At 39.9% G+C, this 26,260-nt stretch carries 25 protein-coding genes and 1 tRNA gene; 14 read left to right on the top strand and 12 right to left on the bottom strand.

What is annotated here, in order from left to right; all coding sequences use genetic code 11:
• Positions 1 to 131: 131 nt before the first annotated feature.
• Together RI557_RS03435 and RI557_RS03430 are read left to right on the top strand one after the other, a co-directional pair.
• On the top strand, positions 132 to 1,526 hold the full coding sequence (locus RI557_RS03435; RefSeq protein WP_310682150.1) for a DUF819 family protein: 1,395 nt from the start codon (positions 132 to 134) through the stop codon (positions 1,524 to 1,526).
• Positions 1,527 to 1,622: 96 nt separating this feature from the next.
• On the top strand, positions 1,623 to 2,132 hold the full coding sequence (locus RI557_RS03430) for a DUF6653 family protein (RefSeq protein ID WP_310682148.1): 510 nt from the start codon (positions 1,623 to 1,625) through the stop codon (positions 2,130 to 2,132).
• Between the two features lie 73 nt (positions 2,133 to 2,205).
• Here the strand turns inward: RI557_RS03430 and RI557_RS03425 are convergent.
• Positions 2,206 to 2,278 (bottom strand) — tRNA-Pro (locus tag RI557_RS03425).
• A gap of 140 nt (positions 2,279 to 2,418) precedes the next feature.
• On the opposite strand from RI557_RS03425, the gene RI557_RS03420 reads away from it, so the two are divergent.
• From RI557_RS03420 to RI557_RS03410, 3 genes are all read left to right on the top strand, one after another.
• On the top strand, positions 2,419 to 3,777 hold the full coding sequence (locus tag RI557_RS03420; protein ID WP_310668339.1) for an NAD-dependent succinate-semialdehyde dehydrogenase: 1,359 nt from the start codon (positions 2,419 to 2,421) through the stop codon (positions 3,775 to 3,777).
• Between the two features lie 182 nt (positions 3,778 to 3,959).
• Positions 3,960 to 4,913 (top strand): thioredoxin-disulfide reductase, encoded by a 954-nt coding sequence (gene trxB, locus RI557_RS03415; protein WP_310668340.1) that lies wholly within the window; start codon positions 3,960 to 3,962, stop codon positions 4,911 to 4,913.
• A 116-nt stretch (positions 4,914 to 5,029) separates the two neighbouring features.
• A complete protein-coding gene (locus tag RI557_RS03410) occupies positions 5,030 to 5,806 on the top strand; it encodes a hypothetical protein (protein ID WP_310668341.1) in 777 nt (258 codons plus the stop codon).
• Here RI557_RS03410 and RI557_RS03405 read toward each other — a convergent pair whose 3' ends face one another.
• Positions 5,807 to 6,679: a hypothetical protein gene (locus tag RI557_RS03405; RefSeq protein WP_310668342.1), complete on the bottom strand. Its 873-nt coding sequence runs from the start codon at positions 6,677 to 6,679 to the stop codon at positions 5,807 to 5,809.
• Positions 6,680 to 6,946: 267 nt separating this feature from the next.
• On the opposite strand from RI557_RS03405, the gene RI557_RS03400 reads away from it, so the two are divergent.
• Positions 6,947 to 8,281 (top strand): exonuclease domain-containing protein, encoded by a 1,335-nt coding sequence (locus RI557_RS03400; RefSeq protein WP_310682146.1) that lies wholly within the window; start codon positions 6,947 to 6,949, stop codon positions 8,279 to 8,281.
• Here the strand turns inward: RI557_RS03400 and RI557_RS03395 are convergent.
• On the bottom strand, positions 8,214 to 8,705 hold the full coding sequence (locus RI557_RS03395) for a hypothetical protein (protein ID WP_310682144.1): 492 nt from the start codon (positions 8,703 to 8,705) through the stop codon (positions 8,214 to 8,216). The genes RI557_RS03400 and RI557_RS03395 overlap by 68 nt on opposite strands.
• Complete coding sequence (locus RI557_RS03390) at positions 8,699 to 9,037, bottom strand: hypothetical protein (protein WP_310668345.1); 339 nt, start codon at positions 9,035 to 9,037, stop codon at positions 8,699 to 8,701. The genes RI557_RS03395 and RI557_RS03390 overlap by 7 nt, the downstream gene beginning before the upstream one ends.
• A gap of 220 nt (positions 9,038 to 9,257) precedes the next feature.
• Between RI557_RS03390 and ychF the strand changes: the two genes are divergently transcribed.
• Positions 9,258 to 10,358: a redox-regulated ATPase YchF gene (ychF, locus tag RI557_RS03385; RefSeq protein ID WP_310668346.1), complete on the top strand. Its 1,101-nt coding sequence runs from the start codon at positions 9,258 to 9,260 to the stop codon at positions 10,356 to 10,358.
• On the opposite strand, the gene RI557_RS03380 is transcribed toward ychF, so the two are convergent.
• Positions 10,355 to 10,780, bottom strand: coding sequence for a DUF1801 domain-containing protein (locus tag RI557_RS03380; RefSeq protein WP_310668347.1), 426 nt, complete (start codon positions 10,778 to 10,780; stop codon positions 10,355 to 10,357). The genes ychF and RI557_RS03380 overlap by 4 nt on opposite strands.
• Positions 10,781 to 10,785: 5 nt before the next feature.
• On the bottom strand, positions 10,786 to 10,956 hold the full coding sequence (locus RI557_RS03375) for a hypothetical protein (protein WP_310668348.1): 171 nt from the start codon (positions 10,954 to 10,956) through the stop codon (positions 10,786 to 10,788).
• 183 nt (positions 10,957 to 11,139) lie between these two features.
• Here RI557_RS03375 and RI557_RS03370 point away from each other — a divergent pair, with 183 nt between their 5' ends.
• Entirely contained in the window at positions 11,140 to 13,191 is a 2,052-nt protein-coding gene (locus tag RI557_RS03370) for a response regulator (RefSeq protein WP_310682136.1), read from the top strand.
• A 79-nt stretch (positions 13,192 to 13,270) separates the two neighbouring features.
• Here RI557_RS03370 and RI557_RS03365 read toward each other — a convergent pair whose 3' ends face one another.
• Entirely contained in the window at positions 13,271 to 14,473 is a 1,203-nt protein-coding gene (locus RI557_RS03365; RefSeq protein ID WP_310682134.1) for a C1 family peptidase, read from the bottom strand.
• Between the two features lie 13 nt (positions 14,474 to 14,486).
• Entirely contained in the window at positions 14,487 to 14,858 is a 372-nt protein-coding gene (locus RI557_RS03360; RefSeq protein WP_310668351.1) for a MerC domain-containing protein, read from the bottom strand.
• Positions 14,859 to 14,931: 73 nt separating this feature from the next.
• Between RI557_RS03360 and RI557_RS03355 the strand changes: the two genes are divergently transcribed.
• From RI557_RS03355 to RI557_RS03330, 6 genes are all read left to right on the top strand, one after another.
• The gene (locus RI557_RS03355; protein WP_310668352.1) at positions 14,932 to 15,444 is read left to right on the top strand and encodes a DUF6702 family protein; all 513 of its coding nucleotides are present in this window, start codon (positions 14,932 to 14,934) and stop codon (positions 15,442 to 15,444) included.
• Entirely contained in the window at positions 15,437 to 16,000 is a 564-nt protein-coding gene (locus RI557_RS03350) for a HupE/UreJ family protein (protein WP_310682132.1), read from the top strand. Before RI557_RS03355 ends, RI557_RS03350 begins: the two co-directional genes overlap by 8 nt.
• Before the next feature lie 3 nt (positions 16,001 to 16,003).
• Positions 16,004 to 18,328 carry a M1 family metallopeptidase gene (locus RI557_RS03345; RefSeq protein ID WP_310668354.1) on the top strand — a complete coding sequence of 775 codons (2,325 nt, stop codon included), beginning with the start codon at positions 16,004 to 16,006 and terminating at the stop codon, positions 18,326 to 18,328.
• Between the two features lie 311 nt (positions 18,329 to 18,639).
• A complete protein-coding gene (locus tag RI557_RS03340) occupies positions 18,640 to 18,861 on the top strand; it encodes a hypothetical protein (protein WP_310682130.1) in 222 nt (73 codons plus the stop codon).
• Positions 18,861 to 19,181: a type II toxin-antitoxin system RelE/ParE family toxin gene (locus RI557_RS03335; RefSeq protein WP_310668356.1), complete on the top strand. Its 321-nt coding sequence runs from the start codon at positions 18,861 to 18,863 to the stop codon at positions 19,179 to 19,181. Before RI557_RS03340 ends, RI557_RS03335 begins: the two co-directional genes overlap by 1 nt.
• 176 nt (positions 19,182 to 19,357) lie before the next feature.
• Positions 19,358 to 19,564 (top strand): hypothetical protein, encoded by a 207-nt coding sequence (locus RI557_RS03330; protein WP_310668357.1) that lies wholly within the window; start codon positions 19,358 to 19,360, stop codon positions 19,562 to 19,564.
• 315 nt (positions 19,565 to 19,879) lie between these two features.
• Here the strand turns inward: RI557_RS03330 and RI557_RS03325 are convergent, their stop codons facing one another.
• From RI557_RS03325 to RI557_RS03310, 4 genes are all read right to left on the bottom strand, one after another.
• A complete protein-coding gene (locus tag RI557_RS03325) occupies positions 19,880 to 22,894 on the bottom strand; it encodes an SbcC/MukB-like Walker B domain-containing protein (protein ID WP_310682128.1) in 3,015 nt (1,004 codons plus the stop codon).
• 118 nt (positions 22,895 to 23,012) lie between these two features.
• Positions 23,013 to 24,107, bottom strand: a complete 1,095-nt coding sequence (gene sbcD, locus RI557_RS03320; RefSeq protein ID WP_310682125.1) for an exonuclease subunit SbcD — start codon at positions 24,105 to 24,107, stop codon at positions 23,013 to 23,015.
• An 80-nt stretch (positions 24,108 to 24,187) separates the two neighbouring features.
• Positions 24,188 to 25,066 carry a cation diffusion facilitator family transporter gene (locus tag RI557_RS03315; protein WP_310682123.1) on the bottom strand — a complete coding sequence of 293 codons (879 nt, stop codon included), beginning with the start codon at positions 25,064 to 25,066 and terminating at the stop codon, positions 24,188 to 24,190.
• Positions 25,066 to 26,256 carry an efflux RND transporter periplasmic adaptor subunit gene (locus RI557_RS03310; protein WP_310682120.1) on the bottom strand — a complete coding sequence of 397 codons (1,191 nt, stop codon included), beginning with the start codon at positions 26,254 to 26,256 and terminating at the stop codon, positions 25,066 to 25,068. Before RI557_RS03310 ends, RI557_RS03315 begins: the two co-directional genes overlap by 1 nt.
• Positions 26,257 to 26,260 lie beyond the last annotated feature (4 nt).

The following is a 26,260-nucleotide window of genomic DNA, read 5'->3' as shown; positions in this document are numbered from 1 at the left end:
GATTAGGTTTCATTGAAATAAAAGGTTTATTAGAAGTATTTAACGGTAAACTATTAAACTCCATCAACAGTAAAACACACTTCTCACTTTACTCACATTTCGTATTTTGGCCCACTCATTAAAACAAGTGTATGGAGTCAATTGTATCGAAAACGCCTTTAATAACGAATGATGCTATCGTTTTTGGATTGCTGATGGGATTGTTGATGCTTATCTTTTATACAGCAAGGCATCCCCGGTTCAGACGTTTTTATTCGATTATTCCATCACTGTTATTGTGTTATTTTTTACCATCGTTGTTCAATACGCTCGGAATTATATCTCCGGCCTGGATCGAATTCGAGAAAGCACTCTCGGTTCTGACCGAAAATGGATACGATGTTGCCGGTATTACGACTTTACACGGGCTTAAGGAGTTTGTATCGAATAATGAGGTGAATGTCGAAATGCTGCGTCCATTCATGCATAAGTCAAACTTATATTTTGTGGCTTCTCGTTTTTTATTGCCTGCCAGTTTGATTCTGCTCACATTGAGCATCAATTTGAAAGAAGTATTTAAGCTTGGACCAAAGGCACTCATCATGTTTTTTACGGCAACAGTTGGCGTTTTGATTGGTGGTCCGATCGCAGTGTGGATATTTTCTATGGTTTCACCTGAGGTTGTTGGAGGTGCTGGTCCTGATGCTGTTTGGCGCGGACTCACAACTATTGCAGGTAGTTGGATTGGAGGAGGAGCTAACCAGGCCGCTATGTTTGAAATCTTTGAGCCGAGCAGCAAACTCTACTCGATTATGATTACGGTGGATGTGATTGTGGCTGAAATCTGGATGGCTTTTTTGCTACTGGGAGTAGGAAAGGCTGATAGTATCGACCGTTTTTTCAAGGCTGATGCATCTGCCGTGACGAATTTGAAAAATAAGATGCAGGCATTCAGTGATAAAATTGCGCGTATTCCTTCTTTTACAGATATGATGATTATTCTGGGAATAGGTTTTGGGTTTACCGGATTGGCTCATATCATAGGTGATTTTATGTCGCCATTCATCGCAGAGAATTTTCCTGGATTAGCTCGCTTTAGCTTGACGAGTAAATTCTTTTGGTTGATCGTGGCAGCGACTACGTTTGGATTGATAGCTTCTTTCACCAAAATGAGAAATTACGAGGGGGCAGGAGCTTCTAAAGTGGGGAGTGTTTTCATTTATATTTTGGTAGCTACAATCGGGATGAAGATGAATATTTTGGAGATATTCAGCAACCCGTCACTTTTCCTCGTGGGACTCACCTGGATGGCTATTCATGTACTCTTACTTTTCATTGTAGCTAAACTGATTAAAGCTCCATATTTCTTCCTGGCAGTGGGGAGTAAGGCAAATATTGGTGGAGCAGCATCCGCACCGGTTGTAGCTGCAGCATTTCACCCTGCATTAGCTCCGGTTGGTGTCTTACTGGCTGTTCTCGGTTATGCACTTGGTACTTATGCAGCGTGGATGTGCGGAATTCTCATGCAGGTTGCTGCAGGAGGTTGACTTTTACCTTAAATTCGTGGTTGTAAGGTTTCTGCTTTTTTGACTCAGTCAAAAGGTGCTGAACTAATGTGCGTTTAATTGCATAACAACTATAGAATGACATTTGAAAGAAAAATTTCACAACTTTTCAATCTTAATGATGAAAACTGGTTGAAGCATGCCAATAAGTGGAGTGTTTGGACGCGGTATTCTGTGCTACCTGTTATTGTTTTAGCGTTTTGGAGCAGAGTATGGATTGGGTGGTGGTGCTTGATTCCGGGGATTTTAGCTATTCTATGGATGTTTGTGAACCCCGTCCTCTTCTCAAAACCGAAATCTACTAAGAACTGGGCTTCTAAAGCAGTTTTGGGAGAAAGAGTTTACCTTAACCGTGATCATGTTGATATACCTTTAATTCATAAATCCCCTATTTTTCAGGTATTAAACTTTATATCATTTGTTGGTTTAATACTATCAATATGGGCAATTATTGAGTATTCGGTTTGGGGTGCTGTACTTGGTGTTTTATTAGCTTATTTGGGTAAATCATGGTATTTAGACAGGATGGTGTGGCTCTATGAAGACATGAAAGATGTGCATCCTGAATATAAGAAGTGGGAATATTAAAATAACACTAAAACAAAACAGCCCCAAGTTTTAAATTCTTGAGGCTGTTTCGTAGCAAAATGCTTTAGGGAAGTCGGGATGACTGGACTTGAACCAGCGACCACACGTCCCCCAGACGTGTACTCTACCAACTGAGCTACATCCCGATTTTTGAAAACCCTAATTCCTAATCAAACTGTAAGATAGTTGTGAAAGTAGGGTTCGTGGATTTTTCCGGTCGGCAAATTTATAATTTAATCTTAAACAGCAATTGGGGTAAACTCGTTAACATTGTAAAAAGCATCGCATGAAACAATTCAAAAGTATCAATCCGTTTAACGGTGAAATTCTCAATCATTACCCGCTTATTTCCCGAGATGAAGCAATTAAACGGGTTGAGAAAAATCACAAGGCATTCAATGATTTTCAAAAGGTTTCTTATAACGAACGAGCACACAAACTCGAGAAGTTGAGTGAGCTATTAAAAAAAAAGAAAGAGGAATTGGCTCTGACCATGACCCAGGAAATGGGTAAGCCTATTTCTCAAGCAATTACTGAAGTTGAAAAATGTGCGTGGGTTTGCAATTATTATGCAGAAAATGGTGATGATTTTTTATCTGACGATACCATTAAAACTGATGCTTCCAACAGCTTCGTTAAACATGAACCGCTAGGCACTATATTAGCAATCATGCCCTGGAATTTTCCGTATTGGCAGTTTTTCAGGTTTGCCGCACCAAATATTATGGCAGGTAATTCTTTATTACTCAAGCACGCTCCAAATGTTCAGGGCTGTGCTGAGCATATCATCGAGTTGTTTAAGGCAGCTGATTTTGATCCTGATTACTGTCAGAACCTGGCGGCCGATGTCAGCGATGTTAAATCAATCATCGAGCACAAAGCAGTGCAGGGAGTTACGCTTACTGGGAGCACCAGTGCGGGAAGTGCTGTAGCCTCAATTGCGGGGAAAAACATCAAGAAAACAGTTCTCGAGTTAGGTGGCAGCAATCCGTTTATCGTGATGGAAGATGCCGATCTCGACCTGGCTCTTGAAAAAGCCTGGATCGGCAGGATGCAAAATACGGGTCAAAGCTGCATTGCAGCAAAACGATTTCTCGTTCACGAAAAACACGTTGATGATTTCATCGATGGTATTCTATCAAAACTCATGGGAGCCCAGGTTGAAAATCCTAAAGATGACGACAGTTTCTTTGGTCCCATGGCCCGCACCGATTTAGCCGAAGAACTCGAAAGCCAGATGAAAAAATCTGTAGAGATGGGAGCACAACTCATTCATGGTGGAAATAGAACAGATGCTCATTTTCAACCCGCTCTTTTAGCCGGTGTTAAGCCCGGCATGCCGGCTTTTGATGAAGAGACTTTTGGTCCACTCGCTTCTGTAACTACTTTCAAAACAGAGGAGGAAGCGTTGGAGCTGGCTAATCGAACAGATTATGGCCTGGGAGCGTCAGTGATCTCAAAAAACCCTGAACAACATATTCACCTGCTTCGCAAAATCCAGGGAGGAGCCGTATTCTTCAATGAGATTGTGAAATCTGATCCTCGTTTACCATTTGGCGGAACCCACAAAAGCGGTTATGGAAGAGAATTAGCGAAAGAAGGAATACTGGAGTTTACCAATCAAAAAGTGATTTATTTCGCTTGATTTATCAACAGTCAGAACCACACAGAGAGCGAGCTATTAGTCGTGGATCTGACCGAAAACCATAAATCATAAAAAACGGTTATCAACAAATTAGATTTTTGTAACTCGCATTACAATTACATAATTTGCAAGCTTTTATTTTTGCAGGCAATTAAGACGATATAATTTAAACAAGATAGAAAATGAGTGAAGAAATTGAACGCGTGAAAACGCTGATTATAGGTTCGGGACCAGCAGGTTATACAGCAGCTATTTATGCTGCTCGTGCAGATTTAGACCCGGTTATGTACACAGGAATGGAACCTGGGGGGCAGCTGACAACTACGACTGAAGTTGAAAATTATCCCGGTTATCCTGATGGTGTTCAGGGTCCAGAGATGATGGAGCAATTCAAGAATCAAGCTGAGCGATTTGATACTGATGTTCGCAATGGTTGGGTGTCAAAAGTGGATTTTTCTGGACCTATTCATAAGGTTGAAGTGGATAATGGTAAAAAGACCATTGAAGCACATACAGTAATCATTTCAACCGGAGCTTCAGCAAAATGGCTTGGGTTAGAATCTGAACAACGATTGAGAAACAACGGTGGTGGAGTATCTGCCTGTGCTGTTTGTGATGGTTTCTTCTACAAAGGTCAGGAGGTAGCGATAGTTGGTGGTGGTGATACTGCCTGCGAAGAAGCATCCTATCTTGCTAAGCTTTGTAAAAAAGTTCACATGATAGTGAGACGTGATGAAATGAGAGCTTCTAAGATTATGCAGGAGCGGGTAGAAAAGGCTGAGAATATCGAAATTCACTGGAATACGGAAACAGTTGAAGTATTGGGTGATCAACAGGTTGAAGGAGCTAAGTTTATGAATAACCAAACAAATGAAGAATTTGAAATTCCCGTAACCGGTTTCTTCGTGGCAATTGGTCACAAACCAAATACTGACGTTTTTAAGGATTGGATTGATATGGATGAAGTAGGCTATATCAAAGTAAAACCAGGCACAGCTAAAACAAATGTTGATGGTGTTTTTGTTGGAGGTGATGCAGCTGATAAAGTTTATCGCCAGGCTGTGACAGCAGCTGGAACAGGTTGTATGGCAGCTCTTGATGCTGAACGCTACTTAGCTGAAAAGGGTCTTGCCTAATTAATATTTCTTATTTAAAAATACAAAAAGCCTCAATATAAGTTATTGGGGTTTTTCTTTTATTATGCTATTATTGCTAGGTGAATCTTAATATTTTAAGTATCATATCTTACTTAATGCCCCTGACAATAGGGCTGCTGGGTGCCGTCTCTCTTCTCAGTAACAGACACCGCGGATTCTCTAGAAATGCAATGGGGTTTGTTATTCTTGCCACATCGTACAAAGGTCTTGATGATCTCATTGGCTATTTGGGGCTTAATGACTTACAAATCATTTCGTATTTCTTCAGTATTATATCCCTTTTTAGCGTTGCTCCGCTTTTGTACAAGTATTTTCAGAGCCTTTTACAGGAGAACTATATTTTCACAATCAAAGATTTTAAGTACTTCATTGTTCCGCTCGTGTTACTGGCTTTAACATTAATTTTGGCACTGACTGTGAGTAAATCAGAGCTCTTACATGTACTCAATAACCGTTTTGATGAAGGTCGTGATTTTTATGGTAAAACAGCTCTAATTTTCATCTATCTAATTGGCTATCCACTATTGATTATTCAATGGATCCTGTACTTTGCGTTTATCAATAAGCTGGTTTTTAGGCAAAAGAAAAGGTATGGCAAATTTTACGGCTCTTACGAAAAGCGGAATGAACAACTTATAAGAAGAGTGTTTTTTGCATTAACCAGCGTTTTCATTATCAGTTTTTTGATGTTGTTTTTTCAAATCAGTCAGAACCTGATCATCATTCTGTCAAACATCGTTGTGGCAATACTGATTGGTATTGCAATCAAAGCAGGCCAAGAACAGGTTGATATGAAGCGTTACAGGATGTACAAACTCAATTCGCACGAAGAAGAAATTCAGCAGGGAGAACTGAACCAGTTTGATAGTTGATTAAAATCTCATTTTCCTGATTGATGCCGGGCTTTTACCGTACTGGTAATTGTATTTAGGTCTAAACCTTCCATTTGTATTGGTTCTCAACACATAAGAATACGAAATCATGATGGTTCCGTAAGCATCCATTCTGTCTGGGTTTCCGCGAATTCTTCCTTGTGACGGATATGCAGTTTCACCCACACCGGGAACTTCATCGCCTCTAAAGGAAAGCTCTCTTGCCTGATCTGAAGGTAAATTTGCAGGATCAGGGTAAACTGAGCTAACATCATCTAAATAATCAGTGAACATTTTACGGTAATTCACTTCAATGCCAATTCTGTGTCTCCTAAACCTTTGGTATTTCGTTTTAAAAGTGAAGAATCCGCCCAGGCCAATTGGTATTACCGGCTCAACAGGAGAATAAGAAACATTCTCAGTTTTGAGCGGACGTAAATCTACCCAACTCCCGTTTTGTTGTGCTTGTGGATTGTGATAGGCTACTCCAATTCCTACAAATCCCATTAAATGAAAATCGACTTTATAACGCATTTTACCGCCAACATCATTGATGATTAACGGATAATATTCCAATCTACCAGATGCTTCAATAATATTATTACGAAAATGTAGATTTCGGTTTGCCCTTGGTGATTCCTTGTTTAAACTATCAGCTCCTGTAACTAATAAGTAATTGGCTTCAAAGCGCAAACCAAAACGGTAATTTAGTCTTTTGCGAACAAATCCGCCTATGTTGTAACGCGTGTTAGGCCTTATTACATTAAAGCTATTTGTACCGGTTTGTGAAGCTAAGTCACCAAAATAATTGGCTACACCGGCTTGTCCGCCAACATCCCAAACGAATTTTTGGCCGAAACCGAAAAATGGCATTAAAAACAGAAATATCGGTATAACATGTCTCATAGAAGGAATAAAAGGTGTAGCAAATATAATAATGTTTGCTGCAATGTGCGGTTAATTTTTTGTAAACCTGAATTAAGTAATTGATTGAGTCTCTTTAACGAATTGTAAAACCATTATTATTGAAAAGCTTTAAAGTGCTAAAGAGGCTGTTTGTTACAACAGTGATTCTACCTTTGTTCACACAAAAAATGTAAACCGTAAATAGGTTACGGAACGTGAGACTTTATTTGTGAAATGCGATTTGCTGTAGTAGATGTAGAAACAACAGGAGGCCATCCGGCTGCTAATGGAATTACTGAAATAGGAATTGCCGTTGTAGAGGGTGATCAGGTAGTAGATCGGTTTCATTCGTTGGTGAATCCTAAACAAAACATTCCACTCAACATTCAGGCTCTGACCGGCATAACACCTGAGATGGTAGCTGATGCACCGGTTTTTGATGAAGTTGCGAATGATGTATTAAGTTTTTTGGAAAGCAGTGTTTTTGTAGCACACAATGTCAATTTCGATTATGCCTTTGTCAAAGAGGCATTTAAAGGAGTAGGGATTAAGTTTGAAGCTACTAAGCGATTGTGCACTGTTCAGTACACACGGGCTGTTTTGCCTGGATTACCGGGGTATAGTTTGTCAAAGCTGTGCAAGAAGATGAATATTCAGAATGAAAATCCGCACAGGGCTTTGAGTGATGCTGAGGCTGCCGCCCAAATTTTACTTTTTGTCAAAAACCTGGATAGAAAAGACTTATTGTCTCACAGATTGAAAAGACGTTCTTCAGTAGCGAGTTTTCCAAAATATATTGATAGAAAAGTTGTAGATGCTTTACCAAATTCAGAAGGAATTTATTATTTCCATGATAAAAAGGGAAAAGTCATTTATGTAGGTAAAGCAACTGATATACAAAAAAGGGTAAAAAGCCATTTCACTTCAACTTCTACTTCAAAATTTTATCAGGATTTAAAGCGTGAAGTTCGAGATATTACTCATAAAGAATCAGGGTCTGATGTAATTGCTGCTCTCATGGAGGATCACGAGATTAGGCATCTTTGGCCTAGATTTAACAGGGCTCAAAAGCGAAACCCGGTTTATTATGGAGTATATGCTTATCGCGATAGATCTGATTTTTGGAGGATTGGAATCAATAAAGTGAATAATAGTTATCCGCCAATTAAGCGTTTCCACACTTTACACGCTGCGCGTTCATGGCTTTTGAAAACTGTTGAAAAGTACGAGTTGAAGGCTGAATTCTGCGATTTGGAGTTTGCTGTTTACGGAACTGATGATATCTATCTTCACAATGAGCATTTTGAAAAGATGCAACGGGAAGTGGAGAGTGATGGTCGCTCTCTAATTATCCCTCAAAAGGGCAGGAGTAAAAGCGAGAAAGGATTCATTTTTGTTGAAAAAGGAGAGTATAAAGGCATCGGGTTTATCGATTCAGATGTTTCAATCTCGAGCATTGATGAGATTGAGCAGCATCTTCAAGTACGCAAGTCGAGCATTATCACGGAGCAAATAATCGAAAAAGTTCTCGGTCAGATCCCTGCTCATCAACTGATCGAGCTGTCGTAGAGTCGGCTGGTTGTCCCGGCTCTGACCGTGAAGTTAACAAGCTGTAAAGCGATAGCGAAAAAATGATTATGGTTGTTAATAACGCAGCTTTCATTTTACTACAACGCCAAAAAGATTCTTTTGATTGAGTGATGCGATCTGGTTGTTGGTAGAGAAACGAGAAACCGGCTGTGCAGAATAACCCGAACATTCCTCCTGAAATGTTAATTGCTGAAAAAGCGTAAATAGTGACTGATAGAGAGAGCAATGTACTAATAATAATACTGATGGTGCGTGTTTTTTGCCATCCTAACCCTGTGATGAAAATTCCTGACAATAATACTGTTCCATAAAGCTGAATGGGATCGTGAAATAGCCTGGTAAATGTGCTCGCAAAAAAGGAAATCCCAAAAAGCGGCAAACTAATTCTAAGGGCGCTCAACATTCTGTAAAAATCGAGGTAGCGGTAAAATACCAGGCGTAGGGAGCAAATAGAAAAAAAGCCGGAATGGCTAAAATACCGTAGATATTGTGTCCGGTAAGAAACCAAAGCACCAGGTGAATACTCAATATTGAAATGGGAATTGTGAGCGTATTCCTGATAAACAAATAAAGAATGCTGGTTAATGTTCCTAAAAGAATGAGCCAGCCACTAACTGAAGTAAAAATGTAGTTTGAACCGAGTTGCGAGAGTTGCAGTAAAGCCTGGCCATAGTAGGAAACAAGAAATATAGCTAAGAAACTTTGAAGGGTTTTTATTCTGAATAGCGTTCCCAAGACTTTATTGATTTTGAATCAAAAATAGGTGTACGACTACAAAGATCTTTAATTGATTTCAATACTTATCAACAGTTAAGTAAGTAAAATTCAAATAGTGATTTAAAGTTGTTTATTCGTGAAATTTTGGACCGGTTTTTAAAATTTGATTGATCACTTTTAATCGGGCAGACATACTCTGTGAATAATCACTATTTTTGCGGCCTCAAAACAAAGATTTATGGCATTAAAGTGCGGTATTGTAGGACTCCCAAATGTTGGGAAATCAACTCTTTTCAACTGTTTGTCAAATGCAAAAGCTCAATCGGCAAACTTTCCCTTTTGTACGATTGAGCCAAACGTGGGAACAATCAATGTACCTGATGAGCGACTCGAAAAGCTCGAGAGTTTGGTGAATCCTGAACGCGTTGTACCTACAACAGTTGAGATTGTGGACATTGCCGGATTGGTTAAAGGCGCATCGAAAGGTGAGGGGTTGGGAAACCAGTTTTTGGGTAACATCCGTGAGACCGATGCTGTACTTCATGTTTTGCGTTGTTTTGAGGATGATAATATCACACACGTTGATGGATCAGTAGATCCTGTTCGCGATAAGGAAGTTATTGATGCTGAACTTCAACTAAAAGATCTCGAAACAGTTGAAACGAGATTGGAAAAAGTGAAGAAAAAAGCGAAATCGGGCGATAAAGAATCTGTCAAACAAGCTGATCTTTTTGAGAAACTGATCTCTTTGCTCGAAGAAGGGAAAAGTGTTCGTATTTACGAACCGGCAAACGATGATGAGGAAACGATGCTCAAAGAGCTTCAACTCCTCACATCAAAACCAATTCTTTACGTGTGCAATGTTGATGAAGCATCAGTAAAAGATGGAAACCATCATGTTGAGGCTGTTCGTGAAGCAGTTAAAGATGAAGGTGCTGAGATCATGGTTTTAGGTGCAGCTATTGAAGCTGATATCAACGAACTTGAGACTTATGAAGAGCGCCAAATGTTCCTCGAAGAAATGGGGCTCACACAGCCCGGAGTAAATAAGCTTATTAAAACAGCTTACAAATTATTGAAACTTCAAACCTATTTCACGGCCGGTGAAAAAGAGGTGAGAGCATGGACTGTTAGAATTGGGGCCAAGGCACCTGAAGCAGCCGGTGTTATTCATACTGATTTTGAAAAAGGTTTCATCAGGGCTGAAGTCATCAAATATGACGATTATGTTGAACTCGGTTCTGAAGCGGCATGTCGTGATAAAGGAAAGCTGTCTATTGAAGGAAAAGACTATATCGTTCAGGACGGTGACATTATGAACTTCCGCTTTAACGTTTAATCGGCTTTGTAAGCTTTGCGGATATAGTTTACGCTTTGCTCCATCAGTGATTGAAGAACATCGCGATCAATATCATCGAGCTTATTGATATACAGGCATGATACGCCTTTTTTGTATTTACCCAGGTTTTTCAGGAGTTCTGAATATTGCTTGAATCCAGACATGATATAAAGCGCGATATTTTGCTTGCGCGGTGAAAAACCAATCTGGAACCAGTCACCTTCTCGTCCACTGGCATATTTGTAGTGATAATCACCAAAACCAATTATGCTATCTCCCCACATCACAGGCTCTAAATTCGTCACATTTTTCATCATTTCAAGAACTTCAAAAGCATCTTTTCGCTTTTGTTCTTTTTCCACCTGATTGATAATTTCAGTCACACTTTTAGACTTATCAGGTTTGGTTTTCATGCCTGCCATGAGCGCTATTTTTTACGGTTCTTAAAAATGATGAAACCAATTAATATCACGATCAGAACCACAGCCATAGTGACGTATAACGGATCTGACCATATCTCTACTTCGTTGTTTCCAGTGTCAACATCAACGTCTGTAGGTATTTGGGCAAGTATATAGCCTAGTATAGATTGAATCATTATATCTCTTTTAATTTGCTTTAAAGATAATAATTTGAGGCTGATCTTCAAGGTTTATAAGGATAATAATAATTTGAAAGGTGCGGCACAACTCGTGTTCATCAGGCTGATTAAAGTTTCTTAATTCAGTGTAATTCAAAAGATTATTTTTCAGTTATATTTGCCATCATAATTCCTGAATAAATGGCTAAAACGGGGAGTCAAAAAACAACAATATCTGCTATTTTCTTTTTTGCAGCAATGTTAGCTGTTTTGAGCCTATTTGTGAAGTATCGATCAGCAACAGAAAAGCACCTGAAAAACGAGCTTGAAGCCCAATCACTTTTCGCCAAAAGTGAAATAGAAAATGTGGTTAAAAACAACATTGAAGCTTTAAAAAGTTTTAAGGATCGATTAGAGTTTACAAATGGTAAATATTTTGAGCATTGGCACAAGGATGCTAAAAATATCATAGCCAAACACAGATCAATAAAGTTTGTAGAGTGGATTGACTCAAATATGGTGATTCAGGGAGCTTACCCTGTAGATAGTAATGCTGAGGTGATTGGCTTAGACATTTCTAAAGTCGAGTACCGGGTAGCTTCGTGGCAACAAATTAAGAGAGATTCATCCATAAATGTTACTCACTGGACAAAATTGATACAGGGAGGAAGAGCATTTTTAATTGATATCCCAATTTTTATTGATGACCGTTTTTACGGAACGGTAACCGGGGGTCTTGATTTTTATACTGTTTTTGATAGAGTTTTCAGTGCTTACCCTGAGTTTTCTATTCGTGTAAATGATAATAGAGATAGTACTTTTTATGCAATTCACGATAGTGACATTGACAAAGTAGATAGCAGTTACAAACAATCTTATGAAATTGATCTACCGGTAAAAAGAGATAATTCCTGGAGGCTTCACTTTTCTCCATCATCCAGTAGCTATTACACGGCTGAAATGAAAGACGGGTATTACGGTTTAGTAGCCGGATTTATATTGTCCTTATTGTTGGCTATGCTCGTTTGGTTGTTTTTATCAGTAAAGGAAGCTGAGAGGAAAAGAGCTAAATCAAATGCAGAACTCGAGAAATTAAATGATTATCTGAAAAAGACAAAGAAAGAGGTTGAGCAGGCTTCAGAGTTTAAAACGGTCTTTTTATCAAATATGAGTCATGAAATTCGAACACCGCTCAATGCGATAGTCGGATTTACAGAAATTCTCAAAAAGCTGAACCTCGGTAGCGAAGAAAAGAAATACCTCTCCTTGATGGATTTATCTGCCAGGAACCTGATGTCACTTGTCAATGATATTCTGGATATCGATAAAATTGAATCTGGAAAAGCTTCTCTGCGAGAAGATATTTTTGAGCCTTGCAAAGAACTAAATGATCTTACAACACTTTTTGAACATGGCTTTTCAGAAAAGGGTCTTTATATCAAGCTCGATGATGACTGTCATGAAAATATCAAGGTGCAGGGAGATAGAGGAAAGTTTAATCAAATTTTCACAAACCTAATAGGAAACGCACTCAAGTTTACGAATGATGGTGGAGTTGTTATCAAGGCTAAAACTGAAGTAAAAGAAGGAGAGTTGTCAATTCATGCAGAAGTGAATGACACAGGAATGGGAATCCCAAAAGATAAACTCGAAGACATTTTTGGACGTTTCGTCCAGGTTGAAAACGAAAACTCGAAAAGACATAAAGGAAGTGGACTGGGGCTTTATATAACCAGAGAGATTGTCAACCTGATGGGAGGTGAAATAAAAGCCAAAAGCAAAGAAGGCAAGGGAAGTAGTTTTGTAGTTGATGTATCATTTGAAATTGTGAAAGAGGAGTCTGAAGTCCAAAATGAAGTCATTGATACATTTGACAATTCCAATATTCTCGTTGCAGAGGACAATCCGATAAATGTAGCTGTTATCAAGAACTTACTCAAACAGTTCAATGTATCACCAAAAGTGGTGAGTAATGGTAAAGATGCTCTTGAAGTGATTGAAGATGAGTTTTTTGATGTGGTTTTTATGGATCTTTTTATGCCTGAGCTGGATGGCCTTGATGCGGTAAAGAAATTGCGAAAAGGCGATTATAAAGGAACGATCATCGGATTATCAGCAGATGCCAAAAAAGAAACTATTGAACAGGCATACGAGGCCGGGGTAAATTCATATATCGTGAAACCCATCTCACACGAACAACTCCAGGATATCCTCTCTACTTATGCTTCTTCACAAACATCTGCGTTTAATTAACATGTTGTCTTAAAAGAGATAAAAAAAGCGACACTTCTTAAGAGAAATGTCGCTTTTAAAGTCTGTTAGGAATAAGTTTTTACTTGATTCCCAGTTTCTTTCTTAGCTTTTTTGGAATAGCATCTTTATGAACCATGATGTCCATTGTTTTGTACTTCACGTACGCCTCTGAAGCAAAGAAATAACCGTCATGCATCTCAGTGAATCCGGTTCCCCATGAGTTCTTTACGAGGTAATACTTCGTTCCGTTTTGGTCTTTTGCAATGCCAGTAATATGCATGCCGTGATCATCAGTTGTTTCGTAATTGTCAAATGCTTTTTGACGCATTTCCTGAGTGATTTCTTTTTCGTCACCCGGACTCATAAACTGATTCCCGATTTTCTCAGCTCCTGCATCACTGAAGTTTTCATTGTCAGATCCCTTTTTCTGGATCGCGTCTTCATTTTCAGGAACAATTGCCAGTCCGTCACGGAAAGAAAATCCTTTTTCGCTCACATCAGCTGCCCAGGCAACACCATAATCGTTTTCGAGCGAATTGTCCATCACCTTGATAAGGTCTTCCATTGGGACGTTGTAAACTTCTCCGCCAAGCCAGTTATCAGGTACTTCGAGAACAAACTTCTCGTAGAACGGATGATGCGTATAGCTCGATAGTTCTACATAATCATCCGGATTGATTCCCAGTTCATCCATGTATGACTGTGGAGTGTACGTTTCGCCATTGTACTCAAACTCCTCAGGGATCTGACCGAGATAACTATCCAGTGCATTGTTAAAAGCATTGTGCCACGCGGTTGATAACTCACCATTCGGGTTTTTGATCACCGCGTCAACCATACTCTTCATCACTTTGTCGAGTTCACCGTGAATATGTTTTTCAGTACCGTAGTTGAGTCCGCTGTAAACACTTTCCGGAACCATTCCGTAGTGTTTCATGACGTACGTAACATCGTGAAAAGCACCGCCCGGACCAAAATTTAGGTTGCCGTGCATTCTCACATACTTTTCGGCTTTATCGCTGTAAACGTTGCGAACGACAAACATTTCAGATAAATCGTAATCACCTTTTCCCATTCTGTCCAGTTCAGACTCAAAAAAGGATAGAGTAGAAAACGACCAGCAGGTACCTGAGCGGTACTGATTTTTGATGTCTGTTGCCTCAATGTCGTGTTCAATAGTGAATAAATAATTCCCACCTTCTTTGTTGCGCACAGTGTCCTGTGCAAACATAGTTCCGGTTGCAAGGAGCAGTGCTCCTACCAATAAACTCTTCAATTTCATAAAATAAATTCTTTTAATGTTTAACTGCACAAGTTAAGTGGCGCAAGTTAATAATATGCGCGATAATCAGGATGAGAGCCGCCACAATAGCAATGGTATTGAAAATCGTTTCGTAATGCTTGAGCGTAATGCTGGCAGCCAGTGCAGCAAATGAAAACCAAAGGAAATAGCGCATCCACGTGAAAGGAGTTCGCCTGGCCGAGTATAGTACTGCGACAAAACCAATCCCTAAAAATACAAAGTCAAATGCATGCCAGTACTCTTCCAGCCAGTGACTCATTGGAACTCTGAACAAAATCAATACAGGAAGCATCAGGCAGTGTAAAAGACAAACAACTGACGCTATAATCCCAACAGAATCGCTACTTTTCAACCAGTTTCTCATTTCGATGCAAATGTACAATAAAATGAAACAGTGTTGCAAAAACGAAGTGTGAGAATTGTTACTTTCGCAAAAAATGAGAATAATACTGGTCATTTTAATCGCTTTATCATCTGTTTCGGTCAGAGCCGAAAGCGATCATCCTATTCACATCTCCGTAGCTGAATGGCGTTACAATGCCGAGCGAAATACCCTCGAATGCGCAATCAAACTATTTACTGATGACCTTGAATTAGCACTCACAACACGAAACGGAGAATCTAGCTGGAACCTGGCAACAGATGACCAAATACCCAATGCCGATCGATATATTTACGACTATTTGAGTAAAACTGTTAGAGTGAGTCAGGACAATACTCAACTAACAATGAAATGGGTAGGAGCCGAGTACAACATGGATGCTGTTTGGTGCTATTTTGAAATACTCGAATTCAATGCCTCAACACAATTTGAGTTCACCAATAGCGCATTCCTGGAAGTCTATCCCGATCAATCAAATGTCAATCATTTTTATGTTGGAGAAGAATCTTCTTCATTTGTAACCAATAAAGACGATCGCGAGAAAATTATAAAATTGATCAATGAGTAAATTTGAACTGTACCTAAAACTTGGAACCGATCATATTCTCGATATCAATGGACTTGATCATCTCATTTTCATGCTCGCTATAGCAAGCGTTTTTTCCATTGCAAACTGGAAAAAACTACTCATCATGGTAACAGCATTTACACTCGGTCATTCTTTGACCTTGATACTGGCAGCACTTCACGTTGTGAGCGTAAATATGGAACTCGTGGAAACCTTAATACCAATCACAATACTGTTGACATCACTTGTGAATTTGTGGAAAAAGGGCAGAGAAAGACACACAATTGTCCTTTACATTCTCATGGTCCTTTTTGGGCTCATTCACGGTCTTGGCTTTTCCAATTACTTTGGCGAACTCGTAGCAGGTGATCAGGATCTGATCCTCGCACTTTTTTCATTTAATTTAGGGATTGAAGTGGCACAAATACTCGTGGTGCTTTCTATTCTCATCATCCATATTATTTTCGAGAAGATTTTTTCAGTGAAGCGTGAAAGCTGGATTTTATTTATGAACGGAGGCGTGTTTTTTCTTGCCCTAAGTATGATAATCGGTTAGTTTATGAGAAATACATTTTACACATTATTAGGTTTATTGGTTTTGACTTTTTCGGTCAGAACCGCAACTGCCCAGTACGAAACTTACAACAATAACAAGTTCAAGCAGCTCAAGGAAGAGCTGCCAACTCCAAATGTGTATCGCACAGCCAGTGGAGCTCCGGGGCATGAGTATTATCAGCAACAAGCTGATTATGAAATTGAGGTAACACTCGATGATGATAATCAAACGATCACCGGAAAGGAAACGATCACTTACTACAACAACTCACCTGATGACCTCAAATACTTGTGGGTTCAGCTCGATCAAAATGTGAGAGCACGCGATTCACAATCGAAAAAGATTCGCCAGAGGAGCATGAATGAAAAGATGTCATTTGGCGGCATGAAGCGCATGATGAATGATTTTGATGGCGGTTTCAAGATTTCATCGGTGAAAACAAACCGCGGTGCAAAACTCGATCACACCATCAACTACACGATGATGCGTATTGATTTACCCGAAACATTGGAAAGCGGACACACCTATACTTTCCAAATCGAGTGGAATTACAACATCAACAACCGAATGGAAATTGGTGGTCGTTCAGGTTATGAGTATTTCAAAAAAGACAGTAACTATCTTTACACAATCGCTCAGTTTTATCCGCGAATGGCCGTTTACAATGATGTTGAAGGCTGGCAAAACAAGCAGTTCCTGGGTCGAGGAGAATTTGCATTGCCATTCGGAGATTACGATGTGAAGATCACCGTTCCGGCTGATCACATTGTAGGATCGACTGGTGTTTTACAAAACGACCGTGACGTCCTCACATCAAAACAACGCAACCGCTTTGAGGAAGCCCGCGAGTCTGACAGCCCGGTTCTGATCGTGACAGAAGAAGAAGCGATTGAAAACGAGAAAGAGGGAACTTCGAAAACGAAAACATGGCACTTTGAAGCTGAAAATGTTCGTGACTTTGCATTTGCTACTTCTCGTAAATTCATTTGGGATGCACAGGGTGTTGATGTTGGCGGAGAGCGTGTTATGGCAATGAGCTACTACCCGAAAGAAGGAAACCCACTTTGGGAGCGCTATTCTACAAAAGCTGTGGCTCACACGGTTAAAACGTACTCAAAATACACGATCGATTATCCGTATCCTGTAGCAATTTCAGTAAACAGTAAAAGAATCGGGATGGAATATCCTATGATTTGCTTCAATTACGGTAGGCCTGAGGAAGACGGGACATATTCAGAACGCTTGAAATACGGTATGATCTCAGTGATCGTGCACGAGGTAGGACACAACTTTTTCCCGATGATCATCAACTCAGATGAGCGCCAGTGGACCTGGATGGATGAAGGATTGAACAGCTTTGTTCAGTACCTGACTGAGCAGGAATGGGAGCGCAATTATCCCAGTAGAAGAGGCCCGGCTTACAAAATTGTGAATTACATGAAAGGAGATAAGTCGTACCAAACTCCCATCATGACCAATTCTGAGTCGATCTTCCAGTTTGGTAATAACGCTTACGGCAAGCCGGCAACGGCTCTGAATATTTTGCGTGAAACGGTTATGGGACGTGAACTTTTCGATTATGCATTTAAGACATATGCTGAGCGATGGGCTTTTAAACACCCAACTCCGGCCGATTTTTTCAGAACCATGGAAGACGCATCGGCTGTTGACCTGGATTGGTTTTGGAGAGGGTGGTTTTATACGACTGCCCATGTTGATATTGCGGTTAATGATGTAAAGTGGTACAAAGTTGAAACCGGTGACCCGCGAATTGACAATCCGATTGCTCGCAAAATGGATGATGCTGATAAAAAATATATCGCAAACCAGCGCAATGCAAAATCGGTGGAGAAAACGATTACTGAGAAAGATACGGCTACAGCAGATTTCTACAACCGAACCGATGAGTACGATTACACTTCTCTTGATGTTGAGCGATTTAAAGAATACACAGCCTCGCTGAATGAAGAGGAAAAAGCGATGTTGGATACTAACATGAACTTCTATGAAATGGAGTTTGAGCTCGTTGGTGAATTACCGATGCCAATTGTTGCAGAATTCTCATTCCTGGATGGATCAAAAGAAAAGATTCATATTCCGGCTGAGATTTGGAGAATGGGTGATGAGAAAGTGAGCAAGGTTTTTTGGTTTGAAAAACAGCTCGTTGGTGTAGAGGTTGATCCAAACCTGGAAACAGCAGATGTTGACCGAAATAACAATTACTGGCCGGCCCGTAATATTCCATCGCGTTTTGAGTTGTTCAAAAAACAACAGCGAGGTTCACCTAAAAACCGCATGCAGCGTTTTCAAGAGGCAGAAGAACGATAGGACCGAAACATTTTACGGTCCGAAGAACGGCAGTAGGACCGAAAAATATTTCGGTCTGATGAACGGTAGGACCGAAAAACATTTCGATCCGTTCCATAAGAGGATTTGATCTATTCCGAATAATAATTTTAGTGACGATTAATTCCTAAAATGAGATCCAGTAGAAGGAAATATTTTCGTCATATTTTAAGATGCACACATTATTGAATTTCGATATGTAGGTACGCGATGCATCGCATACTTAGAATATCAAACTTTATCTTTATACGATCCCAATAATTTACTAACTTCGTAATTAAGTGTTGATTGTTATGGATTTAAAAGCATCTAAAATAGAGTTGGTCAGACTTATTCTTGACTCAAATGATAAAGCATTGATTGAAAAAATGTACAATCTTTTTAAGTCTAATTCTAGTGAGGTAGAGCAACCAGAGTTTAATAAAGATCAAATTGAAGAGATTGAACTGGGGCTGAGGCAACTAAATGAAGGTCAGGGAATATCTTTCAAAGATTATATGAAAAAGATTTCTTGATGGAAATCATTTTATCTCCAATTGCTGAAAAGAAACTCGATCTACTTCTTGAGTATATTGAATTAAACTGGGGGATTTCCTCTAAGGAAAAATTTATAAGAAAGCTTGAAAAGGAATTCATGCTCTTATCCTTGCATCCCTACAAAAATAAAAGAACAGAAACATTTCCAGAACTTTATAATTGTGTCGTAACTAAACAAACATCCATTATTTATCGTGTAATTCAGACTTCTTCTGTAGTAGAAATTGTTACGTTATTTGATAATCGACAGGATAATCAGGAACTTTTAAAAGAAATTAAAAAATACTTCAACCTCTAAAATTAACGAATAAGGAATGCGATGCATCGCATTCCTACATTTCGAAATACGGATCCTAAACCGCACAGTTAATAGTCATATTTACAATGTTTTAAATTGGAGTCAGAACGCTTATTTTTGGTAGAGCATATGATAATGAGATGACTTTTTTTGAAAAATTCATTAACTTTGAATGTATGAATATAGAAGAGAAAAAAATCTCATTGATAAATTGGATAACTACTTTGGAGGATGAAAGTGTCATTAATAATATTGAGAACTTCAGGAAAGCCTCAATAAATGAACTTCCTAAAGAGATAATCCATTTGCTCGAACTTTCAGATTCAGAGAAAATAGAAGATAGTATTGAGCACACGAAGTCAAAAGACCTTCTTGATAAATAATGAAAAAGGTAGTTTGGACAAATGTTGCTATTAACTCCCTTCAACTAATTTCAGACTCTATTAATGAACAATGGAATGAGAGTGTTACAAGCGAATTTCTCAATAAGTTAGATCACAGAATATCTCAAATTCAACGTAATCCTAAGCTAGCTCCTACTTTCAAGAGAAGCACTGTGCGACAACTATTTATTCACAATAATGTTTCATTATTTTACAGGATACACCCTGATTATATAAAATTACTTCTAATTTGGGATAACAGGCAAAATCCAGAACTACTCTTTAAAAAACTGACTTCTCTATAGTTAATCACAATCAAACAACCTCCATCTCACTGTATCCCTGTCCCGTAGGCGAAAGCTTGATTTGTGTTTGAATGCGTTCCTTGAGCGCATCAACGTGTGAAATTATACCAATTGTTCGGTTGTCGTTAGCTTGAAGTCGCTCCAGTACATCGAGGGTTTGATCGAGCGTTTGTGGATCCAGCGTTCCAAAACCTTCATCGATGAACATACTCTCAATGGTGATGTTTTTCGAAGCCAGGTCGGATAGGGCAAGAGCCAAAGCCAAACTGATAAGAAATGTTTCACCACCGCTCAATGTTTTAATACTCCGCTGCAAATCGCCCATGTCGCGGTCGATTACACTGAGGTCGCCATCTTCATTTTCCCCAGAATTGAGCAGGTATCTTTCGGTCAGAGCCTGAAGCCTTTTGTTAGCCAGCGAAATCAACTGTTCCAGCGTAAGTTGTTGAGCGAACTGACTAAAATTACTCCCTTTTGCATCACCGATTTGTTTGCTGAGGAGTACCCATTTTTTTCCGCTGCCTTCAATTTGTTCTTTTTCTCGCTGTTTTTCAGCAATGACTTTTCTGATATCCTTTTGCTGCTCGATTGTAGCAAACAACTTCTTTATATCTGTTTCAAGGTTCTGAATAGCTTCTTCCTGCTCAACTTTTACCTTCTGTAGCTCTTCCTCAGTTTGTGAAACGTCTCGCTCTTTAGATTTTTTCAGGAGTCCGGAAAAATGATTGAGATCATTTTCGGCTTTTTCGATTCCTTTTTTTAGTTGGTTTTCAATTTCAGATAATCTTTCTTCTTCATTGTGCGGGAGCAAATAGGAGAGAGCCTCATCAATTCCGTCAAAATCCAAATCTTGAAGTTGGGGTTTTAGCTGTTTTTCAAGATTTTCTACCTTGCTTTTGTTCTCTTCAATGCTTTTTATAGTCTGTTTGTTTTCGTGCTCGAGCTTATTCTTTTCATCGCGCGTTTCATTCCAGCTTTTCTCTAATTTTTCAATGATAACACTCAGTTTTTCATCACCACTGTACAACTGCTCGATCTTTTCAGATAGCTCGACTCCTTCTTGCTTGATTTTCAATAAGTCTTCCACAATCGGCAAAGCTGCTTTTGCGCTTTGTTTTTCACGTTCAGCCTTGTTGAGCTTCTCGTTGAGGTCGATGACTTCATCTACAACTTTAATGATTTCAGTAGCATTTTGTGACTTCACTTTCTCCGGAAGTCCATCGAGCAATACTTTTTGTCTTTTGAGTGACGCATCCCGTTTTTCATTTTTGGCTGAGAGTTCACTGATTTCTCGTTTCAGCTCATTTTCATCATTTTCTTTTTTCGCTTTGAGTTTGCTCAATGATTCTCGTTCTGCATCCAAAGTCAATTGCTTTTTCTTCAATTGCTCATCATCTACATTTTCTTTTGGTACATCATGCGCCCACGGATGATGGTCAGATCCACAGAGCGGACAGGGCTCTCCATTTTTCAACTCTTTGCGCAGATCTTCGAGATTGGCTTTTACTTTCTTCAATTCAATCTGAGAGCGCAGAGTTTCTAACTCAGCATCTACTTTATCGAAAATGGCTTGCTGCTTTTCTATTTTTTCGGGAGCTGATTTGAGTTCAGCTTTGATTTTCTCTACAGACTTTTCCTTTTCTGAGATTTCTTCTTTTAAGGTCTTAGTCTCCTTCTCTAAACTCACCAATTCACGTGCGTTTCCCGAGAGTTCATTCAAATGTTTAGCAGAAAAATCTTCAAGTGCGAATTCCTGCTTTTTCTGGCTGAATTTTTTGATGGAAGACTCAGCCTGATCTTTGATCTCGTGGAGTTCTTCGAGTACTTCTTTCGGGTTATTGACATTGCTTTTAACTCTTGAAGAAACCTCTAAGTTCACGAGCTGACTTTTCGTACGCTCATAGTTTTCGAGTAAGTCAGCCTTTTTAGTATTTAAATCTCTGTACTGCTGGTAAAAAGCAGAAAGTTCATCGATTGCTGTTGCTTCGGTTACAGCCTTATGTGTGATAGATCCAATTCGATCGATTAAGTTGTTTTGTTGTGTGGTTAGTTTCTCTAATCTAGTCTTTAACTTTTCAACTCTCTCTTTGTCTGCAGCGATTTGACTATTAATTCGTTTCCATTCCCAAAGTGGTTCTGAAAGTGGCTTTAGTGGTTTGTGTTTTTGCAGTTTGAGTCCCTCGTTTTTCCAAAAATTTTCGAGATCGGCATTGAGGTTTTTGATTGAGTGTTGAGCTTTTTCAATATCCTGTTTTATCAAGCTGATATCCGTTTTCAACTTGATCTGTTGTACTGTTTTATCGTGCGCTTCTCTTTTGGTTTTTAGACTTCTTGAAAGATCAGCGTTAGCAGTCTCTTTTTCTTTCAGCTCCTCATTGGGAATCATTTTTTCCTTCCAGTCGGCAATGGCGTTTTCAACCTTTTCGGTTCTGACCATTATTTCCTTGGCTTTTTGGTAAGCCATTTTTCCAAGTTCTCGATAGATAAATGTTCCGGTGATTTTTTCGAGTAAATTGGCGCGTTCTTTTGGACCGCTTTTGAGGAATTGAGCAAAATCGCCCTGTGCCAGTAGAATGGAGCGAACAAACTGGTCGTATTCCAACCCGATGAGCTCTCCGTTTTTTGCCGGAATTTCACTTTTCTTTTGAACGATTGAAGTTCCGTTTTCATCGAACAGACTCATATCGTAATCACTCAACGTGTCGTTACGCGTGGTTCTGATCGACCACTCACTTGTGAAAACGCCTTCTTTGCATTCGTATGTGACTGAGGCTCTTGCTTCTCGAGTGTTGCGCGTGAGAATGGCACCGCTTTCTCCAATTGATTTTTTTGAAACGGTTTTCATCCTGGGTGTTTGGTTGTAAAGTGCCAAACAGATGACATCGAGCAGAGTGGTTTTCCCGCTTCCGGTAGGGCCGGTAATAGCGAATAGCCCTGCATTTTTGAGTGGTTCGCGATCAAAATTTATGGTGTGCCCGCCTTTGAGCGAATTGATGTTTTTAAACGTTACTTCCTTGATTTTCATAGCTTCTCGTTTTGGTGGTATTCCTGCAAAATATCCTCAAATGCCTCGTTCATCAACCTTCCTGTTTCCTCATCCACTTCAGATTTTTCAATCCACTTTGAAAATACTTCCCTCGGTTTTAGCTCCTGATTTTTTGATTTTGAAACAGGCTTGAAGAAGTGATCGATTCGCCCGTAATCGTGATGAAATACTTGAGGATTTCTGCATTGTTATCAGCTTCATTGAATTGTTCTACAAGCGTTTCAAGCTCCATGATCTCAGCCGGATTACGATGTTCTTCAACCAGTTCAATCTCCAGGAAAGCGGGCAATTTGTCAGATCCGGAAAATCCGGAAAGCTCACTCCTGATTTCGGTCAAATTTCCCTTCAATCTTTTCAGCTCTCGCCATGAAGGAACGGGAACTGAAACGGGATTTAGTTTTTCCTCATTCAGATCGATGATGATAACGCGTTTATCGTGATTTTTTTCGTCAAACGAGAGCGGAACAGGCGAACCGGAGTAGAGGATATGGTCAGATCCGGCTCGTTGCGGCTTGTGTATGTGTCCGAGGGCGATGTATTTAAATTCTTTTGGAAATTGATTGCTCTCAAATCCGGCTAAATTACCAACCTGAATCTCGCGTTCGCTTGAAGAGGTTGAAGCTCCATGAGCAAAAAGGTGTCCCATCGCTAATGGCGTTGCTGAAGGGTAGTGTTTTTGGATCAACTTTGCCGATTCATCGAAAATCTCGCGGATTCCATCAGTGATTGCTTCCTGTCGTTCCTCGTAAGATTGCCCGGGAGCCAGCTTTCGCAATTCATTATCGCGGATAAACGGAATGGCGGCTACGACAGCCTCCGGCTCTGACCGTGACCCGAGCGGAATAATGAGCTCTTCCCGGTTGGCCGGTAGTTCGCCAATGACTGTAATGTTCAGAGCCATGAGCAATTCGCGCGGAGCGTTTAACATAGCAGGCGAGTCGTGATTGCCCCCAGTGAGTACGATTTGAATATTGAGTTTTGAGAGCTTGTGTAGAGCTGAGTAGTAGAGTTGACGCGCCTCAGCCGATGGATTGGCGAGATCAAAAACATCACCTGAAACGAGTAAGACATCAACTTGTTGATCATTGATTGTTTGACATAACCAATCGATAAAAAGCGAAAAGTCATTATGAAGCTCTTTTTGGTAGAGCCGCTTCCCGATGTGCCAGTCTGCAGTGTGTAGTATTTTCATGTTACTCGATTTACGAATACGAAGGTAAACACGAGTAACGTAATGTATTTACGGAGTTAATAAAATTAGAAAAGATGTATTTACTCAACTTCCAATCCGCACGTCTCGCTGTCGAGTTCCGTTTCAATGGTGTAGTGCTGGAAGGGGTATTCCTTCATGATCGATTTGACTTCGTTTTTGACGCTCAGGACTTCAGATAATGAGCTGATGTTTTTCAGCTTTATGTGTGTCGTGAAAACATGATGTTCTCCATCGAGCGACCAAACGTGTGTGTGGTGAAGAGACTGCACGTTTTCAACACTTTTTATCGAGTTAGTGATTTCTTCAAGGTTGACATCATCCGGTGAACCTTGCAGGAAAATGGTCATGGTTTCTTTGAGTCGTTTTACAACTCCCCACAAGATTACAGCTGCGATGAGTAGTGATAGAGCAGGGTCTAAAATCGGGATGTATTTGAATTTCAAAATAATCGCTACAACCAGTACAGCTACCCAGCCGAGAACATCTTCCAGCAAATGCCAGGAAACAACTTTTTCGTTCAGTGATTTACCGGAACTCACTTTCCAGGCTGCATATCCGTTTACCAAAACACCCAGAATTGCAAAAGCGATCATGCCCTCAGCATTTGGCATTTCAGGTTGCATAATGCGATTTACAGCTTCGTAGATCACAAATCCGGATCCGGCAATAAGTACAACCGAGTTGATGAGAGCGCCCAGTAAAGAAAGCCTCGAATAGCCAAACGTAAAGTTCTTCGAGGCTTTCTTTTTTGATTTTTTATCGAGATACCACGCCATTCCTAACGATAAGCTGTCACCGAGGTCGTGAACAGCATCGCTCAGTATTGCAACACTGTTGACGAAAGCACCACCCACAAACTCAATGATCGTAAAGAATAAATTGAGTAGGAAGGCTGTCCTCAGGCTCTGACCGTTATGATGATGGTGATGATGTCCCATTAATGACTGTGACCACTTTCGTTTTTCTTCATTTCGCTAATCAGGTAGTATGCATTGTGGTGAACAAAGTTAGCCTGAAAATCGAAATCTGATAGCGGTTTCACTTCAACCCATTTTCCCTGCTGGATTCCGCGTTTTACTTCAACCTCCTTAAAATGCCAGTCGTTTTGGTCAGATCCCTGTTCAACAACCTGGAAAATAAGCGTTTTTCCTTCTTCGTCAACAAAAGCACCCTCCGGCAAAATGTATCTTTTTTCATCTGAGAGGTGAACAGCTCCATTGATGTACATTCCGGGTATGAGCGTGTCACTGTGCGATTTAATCTCAGCGTGAACGTGAATTGCTTTGGGGTTTTGCTCAAACTTTTTCCCAACTGAATAAATACGTGCTTCAAATTTTCTTTCAGGCATTGAAGAGAGTGAAAAGGTAATCGGTTGGTCGATTTTTACTTTGTGTGCGTCCTTTTCAAAAACCATGAAATCGGCATGAACGTGTTCGTTGTTTAAAATCATCACCATCGGTTCTGACGGAGCCACATACTGGCCAATTTGAATTTTCACCTTTTCAACGTATCCATCGAACGGACTCACAACCGGTACATCTTTGCGTACATCTCCGTTTTGAATTGCAGATGGCGATATACCGAGCTGTTTCAGTTGAGCTTCAAATCCGGCTACTTCACCTTTGAGCGAAAAGTATTCAGATTTAATTTGCTGGAAAGCTTTTCCTGATCCAACTTCCTCTTCGTAGAGCTTCTTTTGACGTTCGTATTCTTTCTGAGCAAATTCGAGCTGATTGTAAGATTTGATGTAATCTGTTTGTAAACTGATCAAATCAGGGTGAGAGAGTGTTGCTAACAAATCACCTTCTTGAACTTTGTCGCCTTCGATCACCGCGATCGACTGCACATTAGCGCCAATGATTGACGTAATCTTAGCTTCGTGTTGAGGTGGAACGCGCAACATTCCGTTTACCTGAATCGATTTTCCCATCAACCTTTGCGGAAGCGTGTCAATAGTGATGTCAAGGTTTTTAACCTGCTTTTGATTTAGTGAGATCAAATTATCAACCTGATCAGTTTGTTTTTCCCTGGCGTTTTGTTCACTGTTAGATCCATCGCTACTCGTGCCACATGAACCAAGTAGCAAGCTTAGCGAGATGAATAATGAATATATATATGTCGGTTTCATAACT

This window comes from Salibacter sp., from assembly GCF_031581065.1.
In the GTDB taxonomy this organism is placed as follows: Bacteria; Bacteroidota; Bacteroidia; order Flavobacteriales_G; family Salibacteraceae; genus Salibacter.
Note: the sequence above shows the minus strand (reverse complement) of the source record. Positions and strands in the feature narration are given on the sequence as shown.

Bases quoted from the DNA above. Each gene is read 5' to 3' on its own strand.
- RI557_RS03435 (WP_310682150.1), top strand. From the start codon at position 132: ATGGAGTCAATTGTATCGAAAACGCCTTTAATAACGAATGATGCTATC.
- RI557_RS03430 (WP_310682148.1), top strand. From the start codon at position 1,623: ATGACATTTGAAAGAAAAATTTCACAACTTTTCAATCTTAATGATGAA.
- RI557_RS03420 (WP_310668339.1), top strand. From the start codon at position 2,419: ATGAAACAATTCAAAAGTATCAATCCGTTTAACGGTGAAATTCTCAAT.
- trxB (WP_310668340.1), top strand. From the start codon at position 3,960: ATGAGTGAAGAAATTGAACGCGTGAAAACGCTGATTATAGGTTCGGGA.
- RI557_RS03410 (WP_310668341.1), top strand. From the start codon at position 5,030: ATGCCCCTGACAATAGGGCTGCTGGGTGCCGTCTCTCTTCTCAGTAAC.
- RI557_RS03405 (WP_310668342.1), bottom strand. From the start codon at position 6,679: ATGCCATTTTTCGGTTTCGGCCAAAAATTCGTTTGGGATGTTGGCGGA.
- RI557_RS03400 (WP_310682146.1), top strand. From the start codon at position 6,947: ATGCGATTTGCTGTAGTAGATGTAGAAACAACAGGAGGCCATCCGGCT.
- RI557_RS03395 (WP_310682144.1), bottom strand. From the start codon at position 8,705: ATGTTGAGCGCCCTTAGAATTAGTTTGCCGCTTTTTGGGATTTCCTTT.
- ychF (WP_310668346.1), top strand. From the start codon at position 9,258: ATGGCATTAAAGTGCGGTATTGTAGGACTCCCAAATGTTGGGAAATCA.
- RI557_RS03380 (WP_310668347.1), bottom strand. From the start codon at position 10,780: ATGGCAGGCATGAAAACCAAACCTGATAAGTCTAAAAGTGTGACTGAA.
- RI557_RS03375 (WP_310668348.1), bottom strand. From the start codon at position 10,956: ATGATTCAATCTATACTAGGCTATATACTTGCCCAAATACCTACAGAC.
- RI557_RS03370 (WP_310682136.1), top strand. From the start codon at position 11,140: ATGGCTAAAACGGGGAGTCAAAAAACAACAATATCTGCTATTTTCTTT.
- RI557_RS03365 (WP_310682134.1), bottom strand. From the start codon at position 14,473: ATGAAATTGAAGAGTTTATTGGTAGGAGCACTGCTCCTTGCAACCGGA.
- RI557_RS03360 (WP_310668351.1), bottom strand. From the start codon at position 14,858: ATGAGAAACTGGTTGAAAAGTAGCGATTCTGTTGGGATTATAGCGTCA.
- RI557_RS03355 (WP_310668352.1), top strand. From the start codon at position 14,932: ATGAGAATAATACTGGTCATTTTAATCGCTTTATCATCTGTTTCGGTC.
- RI557_RS03350 (WP_310682132.1), top strand. From the start codon at position 15,437: ATGAGTAAATTTGAACTGTACCTAAAACTTGGAACCGATCATATTCTC.
- RI557_RS03345 (WP_310668354.1), top strand. From the start codon at position 16,004: ATGAGAAATACATTTTACACATTATTAGGTTTATTGGTTTTGACTTTT.
- RI557_RS03340 (WP_310682130.1), top strand. From the start codon at position 18,640: ATGGATTTAAAAGCATCTAAAATAGAGTTGGTCAGACTTATTCTTGAC.
- RI557_RS03335 (WP_310668356.1), top strand. From the start codon at position 18,861: ATGGAAATCATTTTATCTCCAATTGCTGAAAAGAAACTCGATCTACTT.
- RI557_RS03330 (WP_310668357.1), top strand. From the start codon at position 19,358: ATGAATATAGAAGAGAAAAAAATCTCATTGATAAATTGGATAACTACT.
- RI557_RS03325 (WP_310682128.1), bottom strand. From the start codon at position 22,894: ATGAAAATCAAGGAAGTAACGTTTAAAAACATCAATTCGCTCAAAGGC.
- sbcD (WP_310682125.1), bottom strand. From the start codon at position 24,107: ATGAAAATACTACACACTGCAGACTGGCACATCGGGAAGCGGCTCTAC.
- RI557_RS03315 (WP_310682123.1), bottom strand. From the start codon at position 25,066: ATGGGACATCATCACCATCATCATAACGGTCAGAGCCTGAGGACAGCC.
- RI557_RS03310 (WP_310682120.1), bottom strand. From the start codon at position 26,256: ATGAAACCGACATATATATATTCATTATTCATCTCGCTAAGCTTGCTA.